At 41.7% G+C, this 20,180-nt stretch carries 25 protein-coding genes and 1 pseudogene; 5 read left to right on the plus strand and 21 right to left on the minus strand.

Translation table 11 applies throughout. The features are described from left to right. Positions 1–100 precede the first annotated feature (100 nt). The 11 genes from L870_RS0110785 to L870_RS0110840 form a co-directional block, all read right to left on the minus strand. Positions 101–793 carry a hypothetical protein gene (locus L870_RS0110785; protein WP_028518158.1) on the minus strand — a complete coding sequence of 231 codons (693 nt, stop codon included), beginning with the start codon at positions 791–793 and terminating at the stop codon, positions 101–103. Between the two features lie 4 nt (positions 794–797). Then, on the minus strand, positions 798–1,133 hold the full coding sequence (locus L870_RS0110790) for a hypothetical protein (RefSeq protein WP_028518159.1): 336 nt from the start codon (positions 1,131–1,133) through the stop codon (positions 798–800). Then, entirely contained in the window at positions 1,130–1,558 is a 429-nt protein-coding gene (locus tag L870_RS0110795; protein ID WP_028518160.1) for a hypothetical protein, read from the minus strand. The genes L870_RS0110790 and L870_RS0110795 overlap by 4 nt, the downstream gene beginning before the upstream one ends. Positions 1,559–1,582: 24 nt before the next feature. Then, entirely contained in the window at positions 1,583–1,837 is a 255-nt protein-coding gene (locus L870_RS0110800; RefSeq protein WP_028518161.1) for a hypothetical protein, read from the minus strand. A gap of 79 nt (positions 1,838–1,916) precedes the next feature. Beyond that, positions 1,917–2,102 (minus strand): hypothetical protein, encoded by a 186-nt coding sequence (locus L870_RS0110805; RefSeq protein WP_028518162.1) that lies wholly within the window; start codon positions 2,100–2,102, stop codon positions 1,917–1,919. Positions 2,103–2,110: 8 nt separating this feature from the next. Further along, entirely contained in the window at positions 2,111–2,311 is a 201-nt protein-coding gene (locus tag L870_RS0110810) for a hypothetical protein (RefSeq protein ID WP_028518163.1), read from the minus strand. A gap of 396 nt (positions 2,312–2,707) precedes the next feature. After that, a complete protein-coding gene (locus tag L870_RS17325) occupies positions 2,708–4,207 on the minus strand; it encodes a DNA primase family protein (RefSeq protein WP_051411513.1) in 1,500 nt (499 codons plus the stop codon). Beyond that, positions 4,173–4,763 carry a CHC2 zinc finger domain-containing protein gene (locus L870_RS17330; RefSeq protein WP_051411514.1) on the minus strand — a complete coding sequence of 197 codons (591 nt, stop codon included), beginning with the start codon at positions 4,761–4,763 and terminating at the stop codon, positions 4,173–4,175. Before L870_RS17330 ends, L870_RS17325 begins: the two co-directional genes overlap by 35 nt. After that, positions 4,760–5,095 carry a hypothetical protein gene (locus L870_RS0110830; protein ID WP_028518164.1) on the minus strand — a complete coding sequence of 112 codons (336 nt, stop codon included), beginning with the start codon at positions 5,093–5,095 and terminating at the stop codon, positions 4,760–4,762. Before L870_RS0110830 ends, L870_RS17330 begins: the two co-directional genes overlap by 4 nt. A 28-nt stretch (positions 5,096–5,123) precedes the next feature. Further along, positions 5,124–5,297 carry a hypothetical protein gene (locus tag L870_RS19340; RefSeq protein WP_155250189.1) on the minus strand — a complete coding sequence of 58 codons (174 nt, stop codon included), beginning with the start codon at positions 5,295–5,297 and terminating at the stop codon, positions 5,124–5,126. Then, positions 5,281–5,472: a hypothetical protein gene (locus tag L870_RS0110840; protein WP_028518165.1), complete on the minus strand. Its 192-nt coding sequence runs from the start codon at positions 5,470–5,472 to the stop codon at positions 5,281–5,283. Before L870_RS0110840 ends, L870_RS19340 begins: the two co-directional genes overlap by 17 nt. A 138-nt stretch (positions 5,473–5,610) precedes the next feature. On the opposite strand from L870_RS0110840, the gene L870_RS0110845 reads away from it, so the two are divergent. Together L870_RS0110845 and L870_RS17335 are read left to right on the plus strand one after the other, a co-directional pair. Then, positions 5,611–6,504, plus strand: coding sequence for a DUF6076 domain-containing protein (locus L870_RS0110845; RefSeq protein WP_028518166.1), 894 nt, complete (start codon positions 5,611–5,613; stop codon positions 6,502–6,504). After that, positions 6,501–8,063, plus strand: a complete 1,563-nt coding sequence (locus tag L870_RS17335; protein ID WP_051411515.1) for a recombinase family protein — start codon at positions 6,501–6,503, stop codon at positions 8,061–8,063. Before L870_RS0110845 ends, L870_RS17335 begins: the two co-directional genes overlap by 4 nt. A 63-nt stretch (positions 8,064–8,126) precedes the next feature. Here the strand turns inward: L870_RS17335 and L870_RS17340 are convergent, their stop codons facing one another. The 5 genes from L870_RS17340 to L870_RS17345 form a co-directional block, all read right to left on the minus strand. Further along, the gene (locus tag L870_RS17340; protein WP_080676423.1) at positions 8,127–9,398 is read right to left on the minus strand and encodes a tyrosine-type recombinase/integrase; all 1,272 of its coding nucleotides are present in this window, start codon (positions 9,396–9,398) and stop codon (positions 8,127–8,129) included. 100 nt (positions 9,399–9,498) lie between these two features. Further along, positions 9,499–9,693, minus strand: coding sequence for a helix-turn-helix domain-containing protein (locus tag L870_RS0110860; RefSeq protein WP_028518167.1), 195 nt, complete (start codon positions 9,691–9,693; stop codon positions 9,499–9,501). Between the two features lie 537 nt (positions 9,694–10,230). After that, positions 10,231–10,671: a CopG family ribbon-helix-helix protein gene (locus tag L870_RS0110865; RefSeq protein ID WP_028518168.1), complete on the minus strand. Its 441-nt coding sequence runs from the start codon at positions 10,669–10,671 to the stop codon at positions 10,231–10,233. Further along, a complete protein-coding gene (locus tag L870_RS0110870; RefSeq protein WP_155250190.1) occupies positions 10,664–11,083 on the minus strand; it encodes a hypothetical protein in 420 nt (139 codons plus the stop codon). The genes L870_RS0110865 and L870_RS0110870 overlap by 8 nt, the downstream gene beginning before the upstream one ends. A gap of 442 nt (positions 11,084–11,525) precedes the next feature. After that, complete coding sequence (locus L870_RS17345; protein ID WP_051411516.1) at positions 11,526–12,587, minus strand: AAA family ATPase; 1,062 nt, start codon at positions 12,585–12,587, stop codon at positions 11,526–11,528. A 232-nt stretch (positions 12,588–12,819) separates the two neighbouring features. Here L870_RS17345 and L870_RS0110880 point away from each other — a divergent pair, with 232 nt between their 5' ends. The 3 genes from L870_RS0110880 (at position 12,820) to L870_RS17350 (ending at position 15,010) form a co-directional block, all read left to right on the plus strand. Further along, on the plus strand, positions 12,820–13,917 hold the full coding sequence (locus L870_RS0110880) for a DUF6076 domain-containing protein (protein ID WP_028518170.1): 1,098 nt from the start codon (positions 12,820–12,822) through the stop codon (positions 13,915–13,917). Continuing rightward, on the plus strand, positions 13,904–14,686 hold the full coding sequence (locus tag L870_RS0110885; protein WP_028518171.1) for a sigma-70 family RNA polymerase sigma factor: 783 nt from the start codon (positions 13,904–13,906) through the stop codon (positions 14,684–14,686). The genes L870_RS0110880 and L870_RS0110885 overlap by 14 nt, the downstream gene beginning before the upstream one ends. A gap of 66 nt (positions 14,687–14,752) precedes the next feature. Continuing rightward, positions 14,753–15,010, plus strand: coding sequence for an IS3 family transposase (locus tag L870_RS17350; protein WP_242836503.1), 258 nt, complete (start codon positions 14,753–14,755; stop codon positions 15,008–15,010). A gap of 358 nt (positions 15,011–15,368) precedes the next feature. On the opposite strand, the pseudogene L870_RS0110895 reads toward L870_RS17350, so the two are convergent. From L870_RS0110895 to L870_RS0110915, 5 genes and pseudogenes are all read right to left on the minus strand, one after another. Further along, positions 15,369–15,662 (minus strand): annotated as a pseudogene (locus tag L870_RS0110895) (glutamine--fructose-6-phosphate transaminase (isomerizing)); the annotation flags it as partial. A 33-nt stretch (positions 15,663–15,695) separates the two neighbouring features. After that, on the minus strand, positions 15,696–16,895 hold the full coding sequence (locus L870_RS0110900; protein WP_028518173.1) for a polysaccharide biosynthesis C-terminal domain-containing protein: 1,200 nt from the start codon (positions 16,893–16,895) through the stop codon (positions 15,696–15,698). Positions 16,896–16,909: 14 nt separating this feature from the next. Continuing rightward, positions 16,910–17,965 carry an acyltransferase family protein gene (locus tag L870_RS0110905; RefSeq protein ID WP_028518174.1) on the minus strand — a complete coding sequence of 352 codons (1,056 nt, stop codon included), beginning with the start codon at positions 17,963–17,965 and terminating at the stop codon, positions 16,910–16,912. Continuing rightward, the gene (wecB, locus tag L870_RS0110910; RefSeq protein WP_028518175.1) at positions 17,955–19,133 is read right to left on the minus strand and encodes a non-hydrolyzing UDP-N-acetylglucosamine 2-epimerase; all 1,179 of its coding nucleotides are present in this window, start codon (positions 19,131–19,133) and stop codon (positions 17,955–17,957) included. The genes L870_RS0110905 and wecB overlap by 11 nt, the downstream gene beginning before the upstream one ends. Before the next feature lies 1 nt (position 19,134). Beyond that, the gene (locus tag L870_RS0110915) at positions 19,135–20,178 is read right to left on the minus strand and encodes a polysaccharide biosynthesis protein (RefSeq protein WP_028518176.1); all 1,044 of its coding nucleotides are present in this window, start codon (positions 20,176–20,178) and stop codon (positions 19,135–19,137) included. Between the last annotated feature and the right edge of the window lie 2 nt (positions 20,179–20,180).

The raw sequence follows: 20,180 nt of genomic DNA on the forward strand, positions 1-20,180 counted from the left end.
TTACTGAATTTGATTTTTAATGTGGCTTAAGGGCGTTTTTTTTACGCCCTCGCCGCATTAGTATAATTATACCTACATACTTTATATAACGCCGTATACGTCAATCTGAGCTCTCTGTGCTGTACTGTTTAGCCTTATCAAGAATAACCTTGTATGCACCTTCATAATTATTCGCTGTCGCTTTTGAGAGCGCATAAGCATCATCAACAGAAACAAGTCTGCCGTCCTCGCCGTAATACTCTGGACGCATACACGCATTGCAGAGCTGCACAAGTTCATCGAATAATGCAAGATGTGGGCTGTCCTTGCTTCTGAGATCTAACGCAATCCCCTTCTGCTGTAATGCCACATCTTCTGACTTCTGGAGCTCGTTGCCGATAATTCGTAACATTGTCGCGTTGTTGCTATAATCTCTCTGAGCCAGTTCAAGAAGCTCCGCGCCTGACAGAACGCCTAATTTTATCAGTTCAAGTGCTGCCGCATCAATAGCCTTTGGAGTAATGCCGTAAGCAAGCATGAACTCATCTTTGCAGGCATCACGGAGCTTTGCAGCTGAATGATTGAAGCGCTGACAGATCGCAGCCAGTGCATCACTGTCCTTTTTCTTCTCAGCGTTCAAAGCAATTTTTTTCTTCTGATAGCCCTCAGGAGAGTAATCAGCTTTGTTTTTTTCGAGCTCTGTAAGCTTTCGGTTTGTATCTGCGATAAACTCAAATCGCTCTGTATAGGCTTTTCTTTCCTCTGTGAAGCGTTTATCGACACGCTCTAAATATGATTTTAATTCAACTCTCATTTTTTTAAAGTCCTTTCTGCCGGATATATTCCAGCCAGTAACGCTGTTCTCTTGTTTCAGCTCTCGGGAGCTGTATGTCTTGCCCTGCCGCCCTTGCCAAAAATGCGTATATTTTCGGATATTCGGGCTTATATTTCGGAGCTGTCTCCCTGACACCGAGCATTGTTTCATAATAAGCTTCACGGAGAGTAACAGCCTTTGGAACAGGTACATCTAAGCCTGCAAGCTTTGCCAGATAGTATTCTTCACGCCACGCAGGACGGGGGATATACCGTTTCTTGTTGGTTAACGCATCGAGAAAAAATTCTCGCCGCCATACTGGAAATAATGGCTTAATCATTGTACAGGATCACTCTCCAACTCAGCCGCCCTCTTTTTCATGGTTTCATATAGTGACTCACTAAGAGGATCAAGAGCCGCTTCAAGCTGATCGAGTTTGTCTGCTATATCAGCCTTTTCACTGAATTTAAGGCAGTATCGGAGTATTGCATCAGCTGCATTGATACGGACCTGAGGAGCGTATTCTTGTTTTGACATAACAAGAGCCAGACAGCTTACAGCCTGATTTGCAAAGTTTTGAAGCCGTGCTGTTGCCTGTGATACTACGTCCGCCCTTGCATCAGCATACAGCTTCTTGAATTCGGGCTTTTTCATTCTGTCATATATGGTTCGTTCTTGCAGTTCGAGCTTCTTTGCTGCTGCTCTGATTGATACCGAGTTAAGCAATTCAGCCACGATTACTTCATCAGGGATATTTTTTGCCATAAATGCTCACCTTCTTTCTGCTGATTATTCCTTCCAGTCCAAAGCCGCCGTAGCGTTCAAAGCCATATATACAGCATCACCGCAGTTTTTCTGTAAGGTATCAAATATTTCTCTTGCTTCTTCTTCGGTGATTTGTGGTCCTTCACCGTGTATAATAGCTTCTATAAGGTTTCTGACTTCTTCTATCTGCTCTGGAGTAACTCGATTATCACTTTCAAGCTGTTTCTTCATAAGCAGCTTATTTAGCCTTTTAAGCCGTGCTAACGCATTATAAGCCATAGGATACCACCCCCCTTGTAATGCGGTTTATATGGCGTTTGTGTGGCTCTCTGAGCAAGCCACACAGCGCCATTATGATTTATTTCTTATTCTTAGCCCACTCTATATTGAGATTGCCCTTTTTCCGTGCAAGTTCTGCCGCCGCCTTTTCTGCCTTTCGGTATGTCTCATGTTTGCTGATTATATTCAGTCCGCACCGCTTTGCACTGTCAAGCCGTGAAACGCTGTATCTGTCTCTGCTTTCGCAATAATAAACTACATACATAACATACCTCACAGGATAGTCCTGTCTTGCATTGAAGCTGTCTCCAATGCCGCCACATATCGCCGTAAATGCTCGATATTTACTTCTAAGTCCTTCTGTCCGAGTATGTGGCTCACATCACGGAGCTTTTGTTTATCCTCTGTGAGCTGCATAAGTGCATCAATAACCTTGTATGCGCCGTTTGAATGATACTGAATAGATGTATTCATATTGTTTCGCCCCCTGTCAATTAAAATGGTACACTTTCGCCTTCATATGGGATAATACTCCCATACTCTGAATAATCCAGTAGTTCTTCTTTTTCGGTCAGCTTGTCAATATCCATCATCGTGTTCTGCCGTAACAAATTTTTCAGCCGTTCCTTATATTCCAACAGTCCGTCGATCTGCTTGCTTTTTTTTATAAAGTTGCTCCCATATCTTCACGTTCTCTTGTGTAATGACTGCAATTATATGCTCAAATTCATCTCTATCAAGCATCTGCATTGAATTACCTTCTTTCCTTTTTTACCTGTGTTATAGAAAATGTAGATTTTCGGTGTGACCTTCTCGCGAAGCCTAAGAAGTTTAAAACCTTACACCAATTTTCTACATTTTCTACAGGTTTCAAAAATCTCCCAGAATATAGCCATTTATGACATTAAAGGCGGTTTTGCCGTTCACAGTCGCTGTCGCAGATAACAGATTTTTTTTCCTTAGCATATCCATAAATTTACCTTTAGCCTCAGCAAAATATCCGTTTGAGCTACACCATTCACGATAGCAATTATATGTTTCTTTAGCTGTTACAGCACCGTCTGTCTCAGGCTCGAGACAATCATCGAGAAATAACTGGAGCTTATCAGAACTCACTGCATATTCCCTTGTAGCAGCTATGACAGAGAAGGGCAGTTTCAATCCCTCTTTTCGGTATAGCGCCAGACCTTCCAGAAGCCAGTTGAATATTCCTGAGATATTCGTCTGAGTTATGAGTTTTTGTTTCAGTGCAGGATCTTGCTCAGTTGTTGAAAAATGTTTGTCAAAGGTAATAACATTCACTCTGTTAGACGTGAACAGTGTATCATCAACTACCTTCGGGAGATAATTCGTATTTATGAATATTGTAAACTGCGGCTTGAATTCAAATGAATTCTCAAAGAGCCGCCGTGCTGTTATAATATCGCCGCCTGTGAGTGACTTCACCAGAGCTACATCAAACGCCATACTCTGAGGCGGTTCACTGACATTCAGAAAGCGTATTCCTGCAAGTCTTGCTATATCCTCAGAAGCGTTCCTGCTATCCTTTTTCTTCAATGCAAGTGTTTCAGGCAGGGCATTGGCTGCATAGTCCCCGAGAGCGTGTCCAATAGTGGAAAGCAGCGTTGATTTGCCGTTTCGTGTAGTTGCTCCATAAAGAATGAACAGCCTTTCAAGGTTTGCTTCTCCCGTCAGACTATATCCGAGAGCCTTTTGCAGGAAGCGTTGTTTTTCCCTGTCATTCGGCATTACCTCAGATAAGAATTTATCCCACATCTCCGAAGCCACTGTGCTGTCATAGACCACATTGCTCATCTTGGTTATAAGATCATCGGCTCTATGTTCACGAAATGTCAGTGAGGGCAATTCAAGAGTGCCGTTGATACAGTTGAAAAGTCTGTTGTCCTTGTCAAAATTCTCACCCGAGATACAAAGACAATCCATACTGTCCTTTATCAGTGTATCACGCTTGTTTTTGTTGCCGTATTTGACATAGTACGCATAAAACTGCTGTCTTTTTTCTTCATCGTTAATACTGACACTGTACCGAATGAGGAGATCAAAGAATTCCTTTGCAAGGCTGTGTGCCTTCATTCCCCCAACGTCCTTAACCCATACCCTTCCATTGTAGTGATACCACTCCTTTGCAGTAGTGTTATATCTCAGTTCGTTTCGGTACAGCTCAGAAAACAGCTCAGAAGTGCCTCTGTCATTGTAACCATATTCAAGGGGATTAAGTAATGAAATCATTGCAAGCTTCTGATCTGCCGGACTTGTTTCAACCTTAGGTTCATTCTGCTTCATATCCTCAGACAGTGCCGCCAGAAATGCCTTTTCATTCTCCGATATATTTATGGTATTCAGCTGCAATTCCTTCGACCTCCCCTCTGTGATTTATAAAGAAGCTTCTGCGCTCCTCGTCACTGCCCTGTATCAGTATCATGCAGAACCACTTCACCTTCGGCAGCTCATTGCAGGCTCTCACCCACAGAGGATATGGCTCATCATCGGGAGTTTTCGGAGCAAACTCCTCAAACCACATCTTCAACAGTTTATAATATCCGTTCAGCATAAGAAAAGCCCATTTCTCCCACTGCTGATAGTAACTAAGCAGCTGTGAAGCTGTGACCGTTTTCTTCTGCGGCTCTCTGCTCCTGCCTATATCCAGACCGAGAGCGAAATCTGCATTGATCTTCTGTGCCGCTTCTTTCGCAGGCAGATTATAGAGCTTCATTACAAATGACACACCGTCCCCATGTTCTCCGCAGCCGTAACAATGATAATCATGTTCGTATAAACGCATAGATGGCGTTTTTTCACTATGAAACGGACAGCATATATAATTACCCCTGTTAGGTGTAAAGCCGTAATATTCAGCAATAGAACGCATATCAGTGCGCTCTTTTACCTCATCAAATATGGTCATCTATCCTCACCGCCTGCACCGTTATAGCGGCAAAATTTTATGACGGGTTCAAGGGCTCGCTGCTCTGATTTTAACTGTTTTCGCTTAATTGAGAGATACTCCTGTGCTTCGTCAACTGTCTCTGGTATAAAATAACCGCCTGTTGACGATAAATCTGCACATATAGGTTCGCCACTATCACGCAGTAATGCGATAGCTCTTTTTACATCTCGAGGTGTCTCAAATCCAAATGCAACCTGTATATCCTTACAAGGAATAGCGTTCTGTTTTCCTACCGGGATAACATCACGTATCTTTGCAAGAGTTTCAGTCCTGATAATTTTAACTTCCATAGTATCCTCCTATGAAGTATTAATTTATTTATTTGTTTGTATTGTTAATATCCTTAGTTTTTTCATGTTCTGTCAGCCATTTTTCATACTCAGCTCTATGCTCCTCTATGTACTTCTTCATACCAGTAAATACCTGAATAGCAAAATATTGAGCTTGTTTGTGACTGATTATATAATTGTTATTATTAGTTACAACTTCCATATTGTCTACCTGAAAGTTCATTGATAGCAAACAATACTTTCTGCTTCTGGTCTGCGGTAAGTTCTTTGCGTAGCCACTTGCAAAAAGTTGCTTCTGCTATGCCGATTTTTTCAGCAACTTCATAATAAAACAACCTATTCTGTTTTATCAAACTCCTGATTTCAACATTTTTCATTTTAAAAAGTCCTTTCATAAATAAAATGAAAGGGGCGCCCTTTTCTATTTACATTGTATCAAGAATAATTCTTGTTGACTTATTAAAAATGTTGTGATATAATATTATTGAATTGAAACATTTTGAAAGGAGAAGTAAATGGAACTCAAGCTTGTTAATTCCTTACGAAAAAATATTTTAGAATTAGTAATTGACAAGGAACAAAACTGCGTATATTTGCAAAAAACAAATGATGAAACATACAAAGTGCTTGCATTAGGTACTATTGATTGCGCATTCGGAAATCTATTATATAATTCTTTTGAAAACACCCCCGAATATAAAAGGTATGGTTCTTTTATACATGACAACTTTGGCTCTAAAGATGTTATATTGGAAATCATTTTAAATGACACTTGTATAGAAGTTCTAAAGCCGATTGCTTCAATGAAATGCACTCTATTAGGCACAATTAACTCAATTTATGAGTTCATCTATACCATTACCAAAGGAAAAGATGAATACAAACCTTCATTAGACGAAATAAACATGTTTAGAATACAAAATAAAGTTCATGTTGAGCAACAACCTATTGAACATGGCGATTATAAAAATACAAAAGGAATGCGCTTTTTTGAGATAAAAACCATATATGACGTTTTTTATGGTATCCTTTACTACTATGCTTATGAGCACTTAAAACTAAAGCGCTGCGAGCATTGCGGACGTTGGTTTGTTACTACTTCATTTAAGACTAAATACTGCAATAGGAAAACGACTGTTGAAAGATATTCTCATTTACTATGCAAAGAAGCCGCAAAAAGTATGAAACAAGAATGCACGAGAGTAAAAAACAGGATTGAAACAAAGGCATATTCAAGTAAAAGCCAAAGAAGCGGCAAAAATAAAGGTGCATACAATAAATATGTTGAAGAGTTTCAAAAGAAATGCAATGACTATATATCATATATACCTTATGAAGCCGCTGAAAATCTTGAAGCGTATCATTCATTTTTAAGAGAAACAGAAAAACAGAAAGGTTGGTTAAAATGACTGCCGTTATATATGCACGTTTTTCAAGTCATAACCAAAGAGAAGAAAGCATTGAACAGCAACTTAAGGAGTGCTATGCTTTTGCTGAAAGAAATGGATATACTGTTATAGGCGAATACATCGACAGAGCTATTTCGGGAACTACTGACAGTCGCCCCGACTTCTTGAGAATGATCTCCGACAGTGCAAATAAACACTTTGAATATGTTATTGTATATCAGCTGGACCGCTTCGCCCGTAATCGATATGACAGTGCTATTTATAAGGCTAAGTTGAAGAAAAACAATGTTCGTGTTCTCTCAGCCCGTGAAAATATCACTGACGATGCAAGCGGTATACTCGTTGAAGGCTTGCTTGAAGCAATGGCTGAATACTATTCCGCAGAACTCGGACAAAAAATCCGTAGAGGTATGGACTATAATGCCGAACAGTGCCTTTGTACAGGCGGCAATGTTGCTCTCGGATATAAAGTCAATAGTGAGAAAAAGTTTGAAATTGATACAGAAGCCGCTCCTATTATCACTATGATATTTGAAATGTATGCGAGTGGTAAAACTGTTACTGAGATATGCACCACATTAAATCAACAAGGATATAAAACATCTCGAGGAGTTTCTTTCAATAAGAATTCATTATGGAAAATCTTACGTAATAAGCGTTATATAGGAATATACACTTACAAGGACAAGGAAATCATTGACGGTATGCCAAGAATAATATCAGATGATCTATTCTATAAAGTCCAAGATATTCTTGATAAAAACAAAACAGCTCCCGCCCATAGAAAGGCGAAAGCTGAATACATATTAACAACTAAACTATTCTGTGGTAAATGCCGAAACATGATGACAGGTATAAAAGGAACAGGAAAAAGCGGCATCACCTACTATTATTACAAATGCAACCATGCAAAGAAGAAACTTTGTGATAAGAAAGCTGTACATAAAGACTATATCGAGAACCTTGTTATTGAAGAATGTCGAAAGCTCCTGACTAAAGAAAATATTGATACTATCACTAAGGAAATCGTTAATCTCTGTGAGCGAGAAAAGGACAATACTAATATCAAAAGGCTTGAAAAAGCTCTCAGAGACGTTGAAAGAAAACAGCATAATCTTATCGCCGCTGTTGCTGAATGTGGCATAGAGAGCGTCAGAAACAGCTTATATGGAGAAATATCAAGGCTGAATGAAGAAACTGACAACCTCACAAAGCAGCTCGCTATCGAGAAAAGTCAAACCGTGTCAATATCCGAAAATGAGATCAGATTTTTCCTTACTCAAATGAAGAACGGCAATGCAAATGATATTATGTACCGAAAAGCTCTAATAAACACATTCATCAATCGTATATACCTGTATGACGATAAATTGACTATTATTTTCAATACAGGCGATAAGGAAGTAACTGTTGATGATAAGCTACTGTCCGATATTGAAAGTCAATCAGAGTTTGTTTTTAACACTGATTGCTCCACCAGAAGCAAGGCTCGCAAACGGCTTAGAATAGCCATTTTGCGAGCTCGTTCTTTTTTAAAAGTGCTCTCAACCACTTATTGACCACTTATTTTTTTATTTAACAATATCAGATGCTCCGCAGAGTTTTGTCTCTGCGGAGTATTTTTATGCCATAGTCTGCTTCATAGTTTCTTCTTCAAGCTCGTCCTCATATTCGTCAATGTCGGGTTCGGCCTCCTTTGCAGACTTAGGTTTAGTGTTATTTCCCTCTCGGGTAAATCTCAGTGCATTTGTTATGGCATCGCAGTTTCTCGCTCTCGCCTCCTGGAACATATGGGAGTACAGGTTCAGAGTCGTTCCTACGATGCTGTGTCCCATGTCGGCTGACACAGCTACTACGTCTATTCCCTCGTAGATGAGGAGCGATGCGTGAAGGTGCCGCAGTGAATGTATGCCACGGAAGGGTATGTCAATCTTCTCGCAGTAGCTTTTCAGATACTTGTACGGCATTTCGGGATACATGGGTGAACCGTTCCACTTGGTGAACAGCCTGTCGTTATCCTCCCACTTCGTTCCCAGCCGACGGGCTTCTTTTCTCTGCTCCTTGCGGTATTTCTTCAGCATATCCATAACGTCCTCGGGGAACTTTGCCACTCGCTGAGACTTCTTCGTTTTTGTAGTATCAGTGTAGATACCCTTTGCAGGTGTGTAATGGGAAGTTCTGCGGACTCTTATGGTGTTGTAGTCGAAGTCGATGTCCTTCCACTCCAGTCCCAGCATTTCGCTTCTTCGGAAGCCGCTGTATATCGCCAGAGTTATGTAGACCTGAAACCACATTGGCTCATAGCCCAGATCTTCAAACAGCTTCTTCACTTCGTCAAGGGTGTAGATTTCCTTTTCCTTCTGCTCCAGTTTGGGTATCACAACTCTGCTGCACGGATTGTCTGTCAGCATTCCCATACGGATAGCGTAGCTGAAAATGTCGCTGATGAAGCTCAGGTGATGTATAGCCGTCTTTCGAGACAGCGGCTTGCCTGTGACCATGTGCCTGCCGTTCACGATAAGGTCGGTGATGAACATTTGTATGTCTCTGGACGTTATCTTGTCCATACGCTTGTGTCCGATTGCAGCGTAGATACGCTTGGTGACCTGACGCATTTTGGAGAATGTGGTCGGTCTCAGGTTGACCTTTGCATACTCATCAAACCACTGCTCGGCAAATGTCTCAAACTTGACCGCCGATGTTATCTGACCTTTCTTGCACTCCTCCTCGAACAGCACCGCCTGTTTGTTTACCTCTTTATCGATCTGACGAGGAGTCATGCCGGGTTCAGGATAGTAGCTTTTGTACTGATTATGCTGCCTTCCGTATATATCGTAACCGCATGATACCTTTATCTCGAATGAACCATTCGGTCTTTTTCTTATAGTCGCCATATATTTTCCCTCCTTCATAAATATGGCGCGTTTTGCCAACGACATCATACCACAACTCGGTGCGGAAGTCCAGAAAAAACGCGCCATTTCCACTATTTTTTTACGCAGTCTCCCCGCGCAGATATTTCAGGAATAATTCCTTGTTGATAAGATACTTGTTGCCTGCCATGATGTGCGGCACCTGACCGCTCAGGCACATCTGGCGGACTCTGTACTCGGTCAGCCCTTCCACAAGAGCTGCCGCCTGTTTTATTGTAAGCATTACGATTTTAGTCTCTGTTTTGTTTTCAGCCATTCGATCATACTCCTTCTCATTGTCTTTATCTCGTTTCCTGTGTGATTTGAATTGTTCATTTTCATCATTCCTTTACTTAGAATTAAAGGGTACGGTGAATTACCGTACCCTTGATGAGTGTTAAAGGTATAGTTTTTTACGATACAGTTATTGCAAGGATGTCACGTTTCGTGACACCCCTTTGTTCATAGAGACGCCGTCACGTTTTGTTACTTCGTCTACTGACCGAACAAATCGTTCTGTCAGTTCATACATTCCGATATGGATGATTTGAAGGTGCTGCCGTTTCGGCAACACCTGATAAGCACAGTCCATTTTGGACACCCCTTTGCTGGGTCTGCGATTCGACGACTCAGGTGGCGAGGTGGCGATTCACCACCTCATCGTCATGACGGGATGTTTCATCCCACCATGCCGAATTCCCATTTTGGGAACTCGCTCCCGAGGTAGGACTGAGTGCGGTCCTGTTTTGGGACTTCAAGTACCGCTACGGTAGTCGAGCTTCGAATAATAACTCACGGGTATTTTACCCCTGAGTTAGTCGAGTTCCTGTATCGGGGAGTCATCATTGTCGACAATCCCCTCACACTCATTACGCATGATAAGGTCATCGAGGTTGACCTTTCCCCTCGTTCTGCGGACGTTGTTGACAGCCTCACGGCGTACATCTTTGAGGTGATTCTTGCTGACTTCGAAGGTCTCCGCCAGCAGTGCAATGAGCATTTCAACCTCAACTGCGTAACGGAAAAGTCCCTTAGATATTTTCGTTATGCCTTCGTCACTTGCCGCGGCTATGCACTCCGCAAGCTCAGGGACAAGCACTTCCGACTTGACTTTTATCTTCCTCGTTGCGAGATATAATCTCAGTGCAGACTCGATAAGCTCCGAGCGGCTACCGTCGTTCTTGGAAAGATACTCGTCGCACTCGCGGAGCAAGTCCTCGGAAATATATATCCCTGTTCTCACTTTTTCACTCATCGTCATCATCCCCTTTCTGATAATCGTAGGCTCGCTCAAAGTTTATCACGCCGTTGATGTGAGCAACTTCGTCCACGCACATTCCCCTAAGGTCTTCCATAACTTCATCATCTATATCGTTGACCGCCGCGAGGAAGTGAGACTGCATAGCCGACTCCACCGCCAACTTGAAGAGCCCACGGTTAATTCTGTACTCCGAGCCTTTGACTATTCCATCGATAATTGAAGTCAGAACGTGCGCGAGATATTCCGTTGCTGTATCTGAATTGCAGTCGAGGTAGCCTGAATAAAACCTTATCGCTTTCTCAATGAAGTCACTCTGAGATGTAGCATTTGCCGCCTTCAAATGCTCAACCATCAGCTCTTTTGTCCTGGGGTAGAGCCAAACCGCCTGTTTTTCCTTTTTCTCCATAAAACCCTCCATTATTACTCTCCGACACCGTTTATTGTCCTATGTTTCGCTGATTCTTTCATTTCCGACTCCTGAACCGTAACACTCAGCGAAGTTACGACTCCTTTTGGCGGAACCCTCTTTTTCTGCTATTTTGCGGTCGGCTTTGCCGTTCCGCTGTGACCGTTTCGGGGGCTGCGACCCCGAAACTTTATCCTGCAACAGACAGTCACTGCCCGATTTTCAGGTATTTTTCCACTCTGACCACTCCTTTCACGGTGATGATATCACCGCCGCTTTTCTCCTCTGCCGATAGTATCTGTGCGGTATCGCCACACTCGCTCCACGTTGCGCGACAATCGCTTTTGTGGGTGCAGGTGGGATAACTATCCGATTTCTGTATCGGCGGCAAAAACGGGCGTTTTTGTGCGCTGTTTTACTGTCACCCTAGTGCGTTATACCGTCACCCTGAACCACAAATACCGTCACCCTCAGTTTTACCGTCACCCGACTCAAACAAAGGTAAATAGACATTTTCTGAACTTCGGGTGTCGGTATGGTCAGCAATTTCTACCCACAGCAGGCTCCCGTTTTTACTGTCACCCGACTGGTCATAAACAAGTTCAAGTATTCGTGAGCCGTGACTTCTTCGCATACTGAATTGCACTCCGTACACTTTTAATTCGTCCGTGTGCTGAACAAGATTGCGCGTCATCCAGTTAGGAGCATACTCACGACTGAATCGTTTGTACATCAGTTTGCAGAGTTCAGTTGCGGAACCTGTGAAGCGTTTTTCATCGGCCATGAGATCATGTATTGCGAAAGAGAAAAGATCAGGCTTGCGCTCAGGAACAACATCAGCAACATTCCACCTGTGATTTGCAAACTCCAAGTTCAATTCAAGGTGTTCGATGTCACGACCTGCGCAGTATATTTTAGCTTTTTTGCTGCCGCGACGTTCTTCGATCATAACCATGATACCGTCAACGCTTCCGATGATACCAGTCGAACCTGACACCATATTGAACGGATCGCTGTCATAACACTTGCGCGTATGATGTACAACAAGTATTGCTACTTTCAGCTTGTCCGCAAGCGCTTTCAGTACAGAAAGTTCTTTGTAATCTGAACCATAGTTGACATCAGTGCTGCACCTGACTTTCTGCAATGTGTCGATAACAATCACTTTCAAATCAGGGAGCTTCTGTTTACCTCTTTCAAGTTCTTCCTCCAAACCGTTGCCTATTGACTGTGCTTCTATTGCGAAGTTCAAGTTCTCACAGGGTTCATCTGTGAGTTCATATATCCTGTTCTGCAAACGAAGGAGGTTGTCCTCAAGACTCAGATACAATACCTGACCAATATTAGTATCGTGCTTGAGGAACTGCTCACCGTTAGCGACTGACAAACACAAGTCAAGTGCTAACCACGACTTACCTATCTTCGGTGCGCCTGCAAGGATATACAGTCCGGGATACATCATTTTGTAGATGATGTACTCCTGCTTTTCCAGCGGAGTTGTCATAATGTACTCGCTGTTGTAGATCGTTAATTCGTTTCCTATAACTATCCCCCCTTTATTTTGACAGCAAAAAACGCTCCGCGAAATGCGAAGCGTTTTGCCCTCTAAATATATTATGGTACGATTTTTTGATTTTGCATAAAATCAGGTAACAATTAATTTTTATTAAAAACGACAATTTTACTTGCAATTTGATTTTGGATGTGATATACTATAATCGGAGGTGATAGAACATATGTTTTCTGATATTTGTTTTTACGTCAAAGGAAAGACAATTGAAGTCGACGGACAGGACTTTCTTCTCGGTGAGCTTACAGAGTCCTGCCTGAATATTACTCCCGATGAATACCATGAGCTGAAAGATAAACATAAAAAACTAAAGGATATGATAGTCCCCGAAAAGCTTAATGAGAACCTTGATGAAAAGGACCTTGATTTATGGATAGATAAACTTTTCGAAATTGACAGTCTGCTGCGAAGACATAAGATCTTTCAAGTAATAGGTGCATCTGTCAAAACAATTCGTTCATTAGTAAGCAGCGATGACATCCTTGAAAAAACAATTGCATTTCTTCCGCTGGTTTTAAAATATGGTGATATAATTTCAGATATTTACAGTTTTAATCAGACTATCTTTGTCTTTATTAAAAACTGGATAATGAACCTCGGAAAATGCGAACCATGGAACTATGCGGCTGCATATTATGATTTTGTCTCCTCACCTTCAGCGTACAAGTACATTATAAATCCGATACAGCATAGCGAAGGCATATACAAATATCACGATACGCTCACCTCGTTCACTCTTGTGCCGAGAGAAAAATCCGAGGGCAGCGGTGAATACATTATTGCTGAGTATTATCACACATCTTCACTGCAATCCTTACTGAAAATCGACTATATGAAGGGGCTTATGACAGGTCACTGTATCCGCAGGTGCGAGCACTGCAAACGGTTCTACCTTTCAACCAACGCATACAGAACCCGCTTCTGCGACAAGCCTTCTCTTAAAGATCCTAAGTTTACTTGTAAGCAGATAGCATACAGGAAGACACATGTTAAGGATAGTAATGTCAACAATCCAAAGTATCAAACATACAGGAAAGCGGTACACCGAATCATGCGAAGCTGTCAGCGCGGAGCTATTACGGTAGAAGTCCGCGACACATTATTGAACAAAGCAGAAGCCATATATCACACAGCTGCCACATCACTAAAGTACAGTGATCAGGAATTCGAGAAGCAAATGTCCTCTGATAACCTGTACAAGCTGTGCGGTATTGAACCACCAAAGCGTGGACGTCCAAAGGCGGTGAAAAATGAAAACGGATGAACTGATTAAGCAGTATTATAGCGGCGATGATACAGCTCTTGACAAGCTGTACAGACAGAATACGAACTATATCCATAATATCGTTACCGACATTTCCAAGCGCAGCGGATTGAAGCTGTCCGAGGATATGCAGCAGGACCTGGAACAGGTCGGCGCATTGGAATTCGTGGAGCGTATCCGCGAAAAGAAGTTTGATCCTGCAATCAGTAAGCTACAAACATATCTTTATCCATTCATTTTCGGAAAGATGTGGCGGTATATAGAGGAATACTACGGACTCATCAATATCCCTCACGGCACTATGACACAGATACGCAAGTGCAAGAAGCTGCATGGTGACGGACTAAGTATTGAGGATATAGCCAAGGAACTGAATATAAAGGAGAAGTTGGTCGTAGACTGTCTGAACTTCACTTTTCACTATGAACAGCTCATGGTCTCATATGATGACGATCCCGATGAAGACCAGAATCCACGCATTGCTCCAATCGGTGATAATGTCCGCAAGAAAGCTATACAGCGAGCCGTATATCCATTGCTGAGACAGAAGTATGCCAAACTGAAAGCAGAACAGCAGCACATTCTCGGCTGCTACTTAGGAATATTCGGCTATGAGAAGATGTCTGTTGCTGATATTGCCGATATGCTTATGATCACGAGAAATGCCGCTCAAAAGAAGATAGCCAAGGCTCTTGAAAAGCTGTATGAGTATGTCTGGGACAGCGAGATCAAGTATTGGATAAACGGCTACTTATGTTTGTTTCGTTGATAAACCATATGAATTATTAATCACCGAGCCGATGAGCTGATGCCTATATAGAAGTTTTGCCACTGAGTGTTACGCACCACTCAGTGGCATTATTTTTTCGACTGCTATGACAACGCTCGCATGGAGAGCTTCTTTGCCACACTGAAAAAAGAAAAGCTGTATCAGATACCTACATACCGAATGAAGCGTGAAGAGGTCAAAACTGTCATCTTCAGATATATCTTCGGCTATTACAACACACAAAGGATCAACAGCTTCAATGCAGGCGGTCTCCCACCTGTGACATTAAGAACTTCAACCAAGTCGGCTCATCATGCCGCCTGACTCCTGCCTATCCAAGATTTTGGGTATTCTCCGACTGCACATTTCTTGACAATTCCAACGATACTTCTGCCATGAAATAATTGATAAAGTTTTTCCTCGCCATCGGCGAGGATATTTTTATATCTTATGGGACGCGGTTTATTTGACGCTTACCTTACTACTCTTCATCTGTTAGCTTATTTCTTTTTGACATAAAATAACCCCCTTAAAGCTTTCACACGTTTTTGTTTTTCGTGTGTCTACTCTAAGGGGATTATATCATTTCGCATCATACTGGGGATTATTTTTATTCTGCAGCCTTTTCATGTGTATCGTCGAAGCTATTGTCATCTAAACACCTATGCCTGATGTACTGGCTTACGACATTTCCATCATCAGAAGAATGGGGATGTGCATTTGCAGCAGAGGGCTCACCGTGCGTCGCCCATCTTGTATGACCAATACCACAACAACCTTTTACTGCTCTTCCATTATCTGTTTTATCAGCAAGGACTTTAAGCTTTCCTTTTTCTTTGATTATCTCAGTCTTAGATTCACCATCTCGTACCGCAATACCGGCAGAGTCATATCCTCTGTATTCAAGTTTTGAAAGTCCATCAAGCAATATCGGTGCTGCCTGTATTTTTCCTGTAAATCCTACTATTCCGCACATAAGTGATTGTATTCCTTCCGTATGATTTTTAATTTACACCTTCTCAAAAAATGTATCCGGATGATTAGGATCAAACTGCTCATTTGCCCACATAACAGTTACAAGATTCTCTGTATCAGAGAGATTGATTATGTTGTGTGTATAGCCAGGAAGCATATGAACTGCCTGGATCTTATCTCCGCTTACTTCAAACTCAATAACCTCATCTGTACCAATTTTACGCTCCTGAATAAGGCCATGACCTGCAACAACAATAAAGAATTCCCACTTGCTGTTATGCCAGTGCTGTCCCTTAGTAATACCAGGCTTGCTGATATTCACGGAGAACTGACCACAGTTAGCAGTTTTCAGAAGCTCGGTAAAGCTTCCTCTGTCATCGCAGTTCATCTTCAGATCAAAGATGGTCTTCTCCTTAGGGAGATACGACAGATACATTGAATACAGCTTCTTCTCAAAGCTGCCGTTCGGGATCTCAGGCATAACCAGAGTCTTAGGCTGATCATGGAATATGTTGAGGAGCTCAACTATTCTTCCAAGGGTAGCCTTATGTGTTACAGGTGCATAGCAGTATCTGCCGTTATCCTGAATTATAGCGTTTACACCGTCAAACTCACAGTGATGCTCCTTGCCTTCGATAGCATCGAACATCTCCTCGACCAGATCATCAATAAACAGCATCTCAAGCTCAACGCTCGGATCATTTACTGTAATAGGAAGATCATTTGCAATGTTATTGCAGAATGTGCCAACAGCGGAATTGTAGTTTGGTTTTACCCACTTTCCCACAAGATTCGGGAAACGGTAAACCATCACTCTGTTGCCTGTTTCTTCGCCATAGGCAAAAAACAGTTCTTCGCCTGCCTTCTTGCTCAGGCCATACTCAGAAGTGCCGAAACGGCCTGCAAGTGTAGCCTGAATGGATGATGATACCATAACAGGTGCCTTGCTGTTATACTTCTTGAGTGTCTCCAAAAGTGTCTCCGCAAAATCACGGTTACCCTTCTTGAAATCAGCAGGGTCAGTAGGACGGTTAACACCTGCAAGATTGAATACAAAGTCAGCTTTAGAGCAGTACTCATCCAGCTGCTCAGGTGTAGAATCTAAATCATACTCGTATATTTCTTCGACTGTTATATTGGGTCTGGTCTTATTCTTCCCATCACGGATGTTTTTCAGATTCTCGACAAGATTTCTTCCCGCAAAGCCTTTCGCTCCGGTAATTAATATATTCATTTGAACTACTCCTTTTATCGATATTCGCCAATCGCAAATTTTAATTTGCATTTCTTAAAAAGTTGTGTAAGAACTAAAGAAACCAACCCAAACAAAGCAAAATTAACAAAGAACATAAATAGAGGATGAATATCTGGAAAATAAGTATAGCTGATATATACTAAAGGGGAATGGAAGAGATATACACCAAAACTTACTGATGATAAATAAGACAAGGTATTAATCTTTTTATTGGGCACAATGATAAATAGAAAAATAATCAACAGAAAAGCAGTGATAATACTTAATACAAAGTGTATTACACCATTTCTTTTGCAAAGACAAATGATTGACAACAATAATGAAACAGTAAAAATACCTATTTTGTTTACAAATCTCACTTTGCTTAGCTTGCTATAGAAATCATGTATTACTAAGCCAAGTGCAAAACAAATCATATATTGTGATACTGAATTAAAATAATATAGATCCACAATTTTTCCAACGCATAGAAGGAGTATGCTAAACACCAAAAAGAGAAAGCGACCTATAGTATATTCATTGTGCTTGAAATTCAAAATCAGCATAGTATCGCTTATGTGCTTGTTGCTAAAGCGAATTATTATTGATGCAAATATAAAAATCCAAAACAATGCTATTAGATACCACAAATGGCCATTATCGCTGCCATATAATAGGCACTTAACTATAATAGTCACTAATGATTTGCCAGAATAACCGGGATAATTCACCACCAATCTAATAGGAAGCAACCAGAGAAACGCAAAAAATATATATGGAATCAATAATCTGTACGCTTTATCTTTGACAATCTCAAAGAATCTCTTCTTATCCACTGAAAATGCAAACAAAAAACCAGAAACTGCAAAGAATATTGGCATCTGAATAATGTTTATAAAATCTTTAAGATAATCAAAAAATACAAAACTATTACTACTCTTATATAATCCCCAAGAAGATGAATAAATAATAATACTGTGACCAATTACAACTAAAAGGATAGCAATAGCCCTGATATTATCAATTTGATAGTTTCTTTGTATTTCACCTTCTACCTTTTTATTTATCACGTGATTCTTTCCTCCAAACCATCTTATCGACAACGCCCACGTATGACTGAATAATCTTTACAACCTTATCAGATACATTGATATCAGTGTAATCGGGAACGGGGATAGCTCCGCCGTTCTTTTCTTCCTTGACCATTTCAACGGCTGTATCTACAGCCTGAAGCAGTCCCTTGGTATCAATACCGGAAAGAATAAAGCAAGCTTTATCGAGCGCCTCAGGGCGCTCAGTCGATGTTCTTATACATATTGCAGGGATAGGATGTCCGATGGATGTAAAGAAACTGCTCTCCTCGGGGAGTGTACCACTGTCCGATACAACAGCAAAAGCGTTCATCTGTAAGCAGTTATAGTCATGGAAACCAAGCGGTTCATGCTGGATTACACGGCTGTCAAGCTTGAAACCGGATGCTTCAAGACGCTTCTTAGAACGTGGATGGCAGCTGTAGAGTATGGGCATATCATACTTCTCTGCCATCTGATTGATAGCAGTAAACAGGCTTGTGAAGTTCTTCTCAGTGTCGATATTCTCCTCACGGTGAGCTGAGAGAAGGATATACTTACCCTTTTCAAGTCCGAGACGAGAGTGAACATCAGATGCCTTAATAGCTTCAAGGTTTTCAGTGAGAACCTCAGCCATAGGAGAACCTGTAACATAGGTACGCTCCTTAGGCAGTCCGCAGTCTGCAAGATATCTTCTTGCGTGCTCGGAATAAGCCATATTGACATCGGAAATAATGTCAACGATACGGCGGTTAGTCTCTTCCGGCAGGCATTCATCCTTGCAGCGGTTACCTGCTTCCATATGGAAGATCGGTATATGCAGACGCTTTGCGCCTATAACTGACAGACAGGAATTAGTGTCTCCGAGAACAAGAACGGCATCAGGCTTCAGCTCCGCCATTGCCTTGTAAGAAGCAGCAATGATGTTACCCATAGTCTCGCCGAGATCGTTGCCTACTGCATCAAGATACAGCTCAGGATCATCAAGGCCGAGATCCTTGAAGAATACACCGTTCAGGTTGTAGTCATAGTTCTGACCTGTGTGAACGAGGATGGTATCAAAGTATTTGCGACACTTCTTTATTACCGCAGCAAGACGGATGATCTCCGGGCGAGTGCCTACGATGATCATCAGTTTGAGTTTTCCGTTTTCTTTCCACTGTGCCATTTTACTTGTTCCTCATTTCTTCAAGTCTTTCTTGAATATATGTAAGTGAAGCAATCTTTTCTTTAGTTTCTTCAACATTCAGAAGTTTAGTATTGTTTGAATTAAACTCTGTAAGAGTTACACGCTTACTATCGCCTTCCTTAAAATACTTATCATAATTCAATCCACGATTATCAGCAGGCACACGGTAGAAATCACCCATATCGATTGCCTTGGCACATTCCTCGTTCGTGAGCAGCGTCTCAAACATCTTCTCGCCGTGACGAATGCCGATCACTTTGATATCCTCCTTCTTACCGCCGAACAGTTCACAAACAGCCTCAGCCTGAGTCTGAATCGTACAAGCCGGCGCTTTCTGAATAAGCAAATCACCATTCTCACCATGCTCAAATGCAAAGAGAACAAGGTCAACCGCTTCTTCCAGTGACATTATAAAGCGAGTCATAGTCGGCTCTGTAAGTGTGATGGGCTGTCCATTTTGAATCTGATCAATCCACAGTGGGATAACAGAGCCTCGACTACACATGACATTACCGTATCTGGTGCAGCAGATCTTGGTCTTGCCAGAAGTTCTTGACTTTGCAATCGCAACCTTTTCTTCAAGCGCCTTGGAAATACCCATTGCATTAATAGGATAGGCGGCTTTATCAGTAGAAAGACAAATAACAGACTTTACTCCAGCTTCAATAGCAGCTGTCAAGACATTATCAGTGCCAATAACATTAGTTCTAACGGCTTCCATCGGGAAGAATTCACATGAAGGAACCTGCTTGAGTGCGGCAGCATGGAATATGTAGTCTACACCTACCATAGCTCCTCGAACGGATTCCAGAGATCTGACGTCGCCAATGTAGAACTTGATCTTGTCAGCTACTTCCGGCATTGTCGCCTGAAAGTGATGACGCATATCATCTTGTTTCTTCTCATCACGAGAGAAAATTCGAATTTCTCCGATATCAGTTTTTAAAAAACGATTTAGGACAGCATTACCAAAGCTTCCTGTACCTCCTGTAATCATTAAGGTTGCATTTTTGAATAATGACATTG

Origin of the sequence: Ruminococcus flavefaciens ATCC 19208 (assembly GCF_000518765.1) — a bacterium.
Taxonomy (GTDB): Bacteria; Bacillota; Clostridia; order Oscillospirales; family Ruminococcaceae; genus Ruminococcus; species Ruminococcus flavefaciens.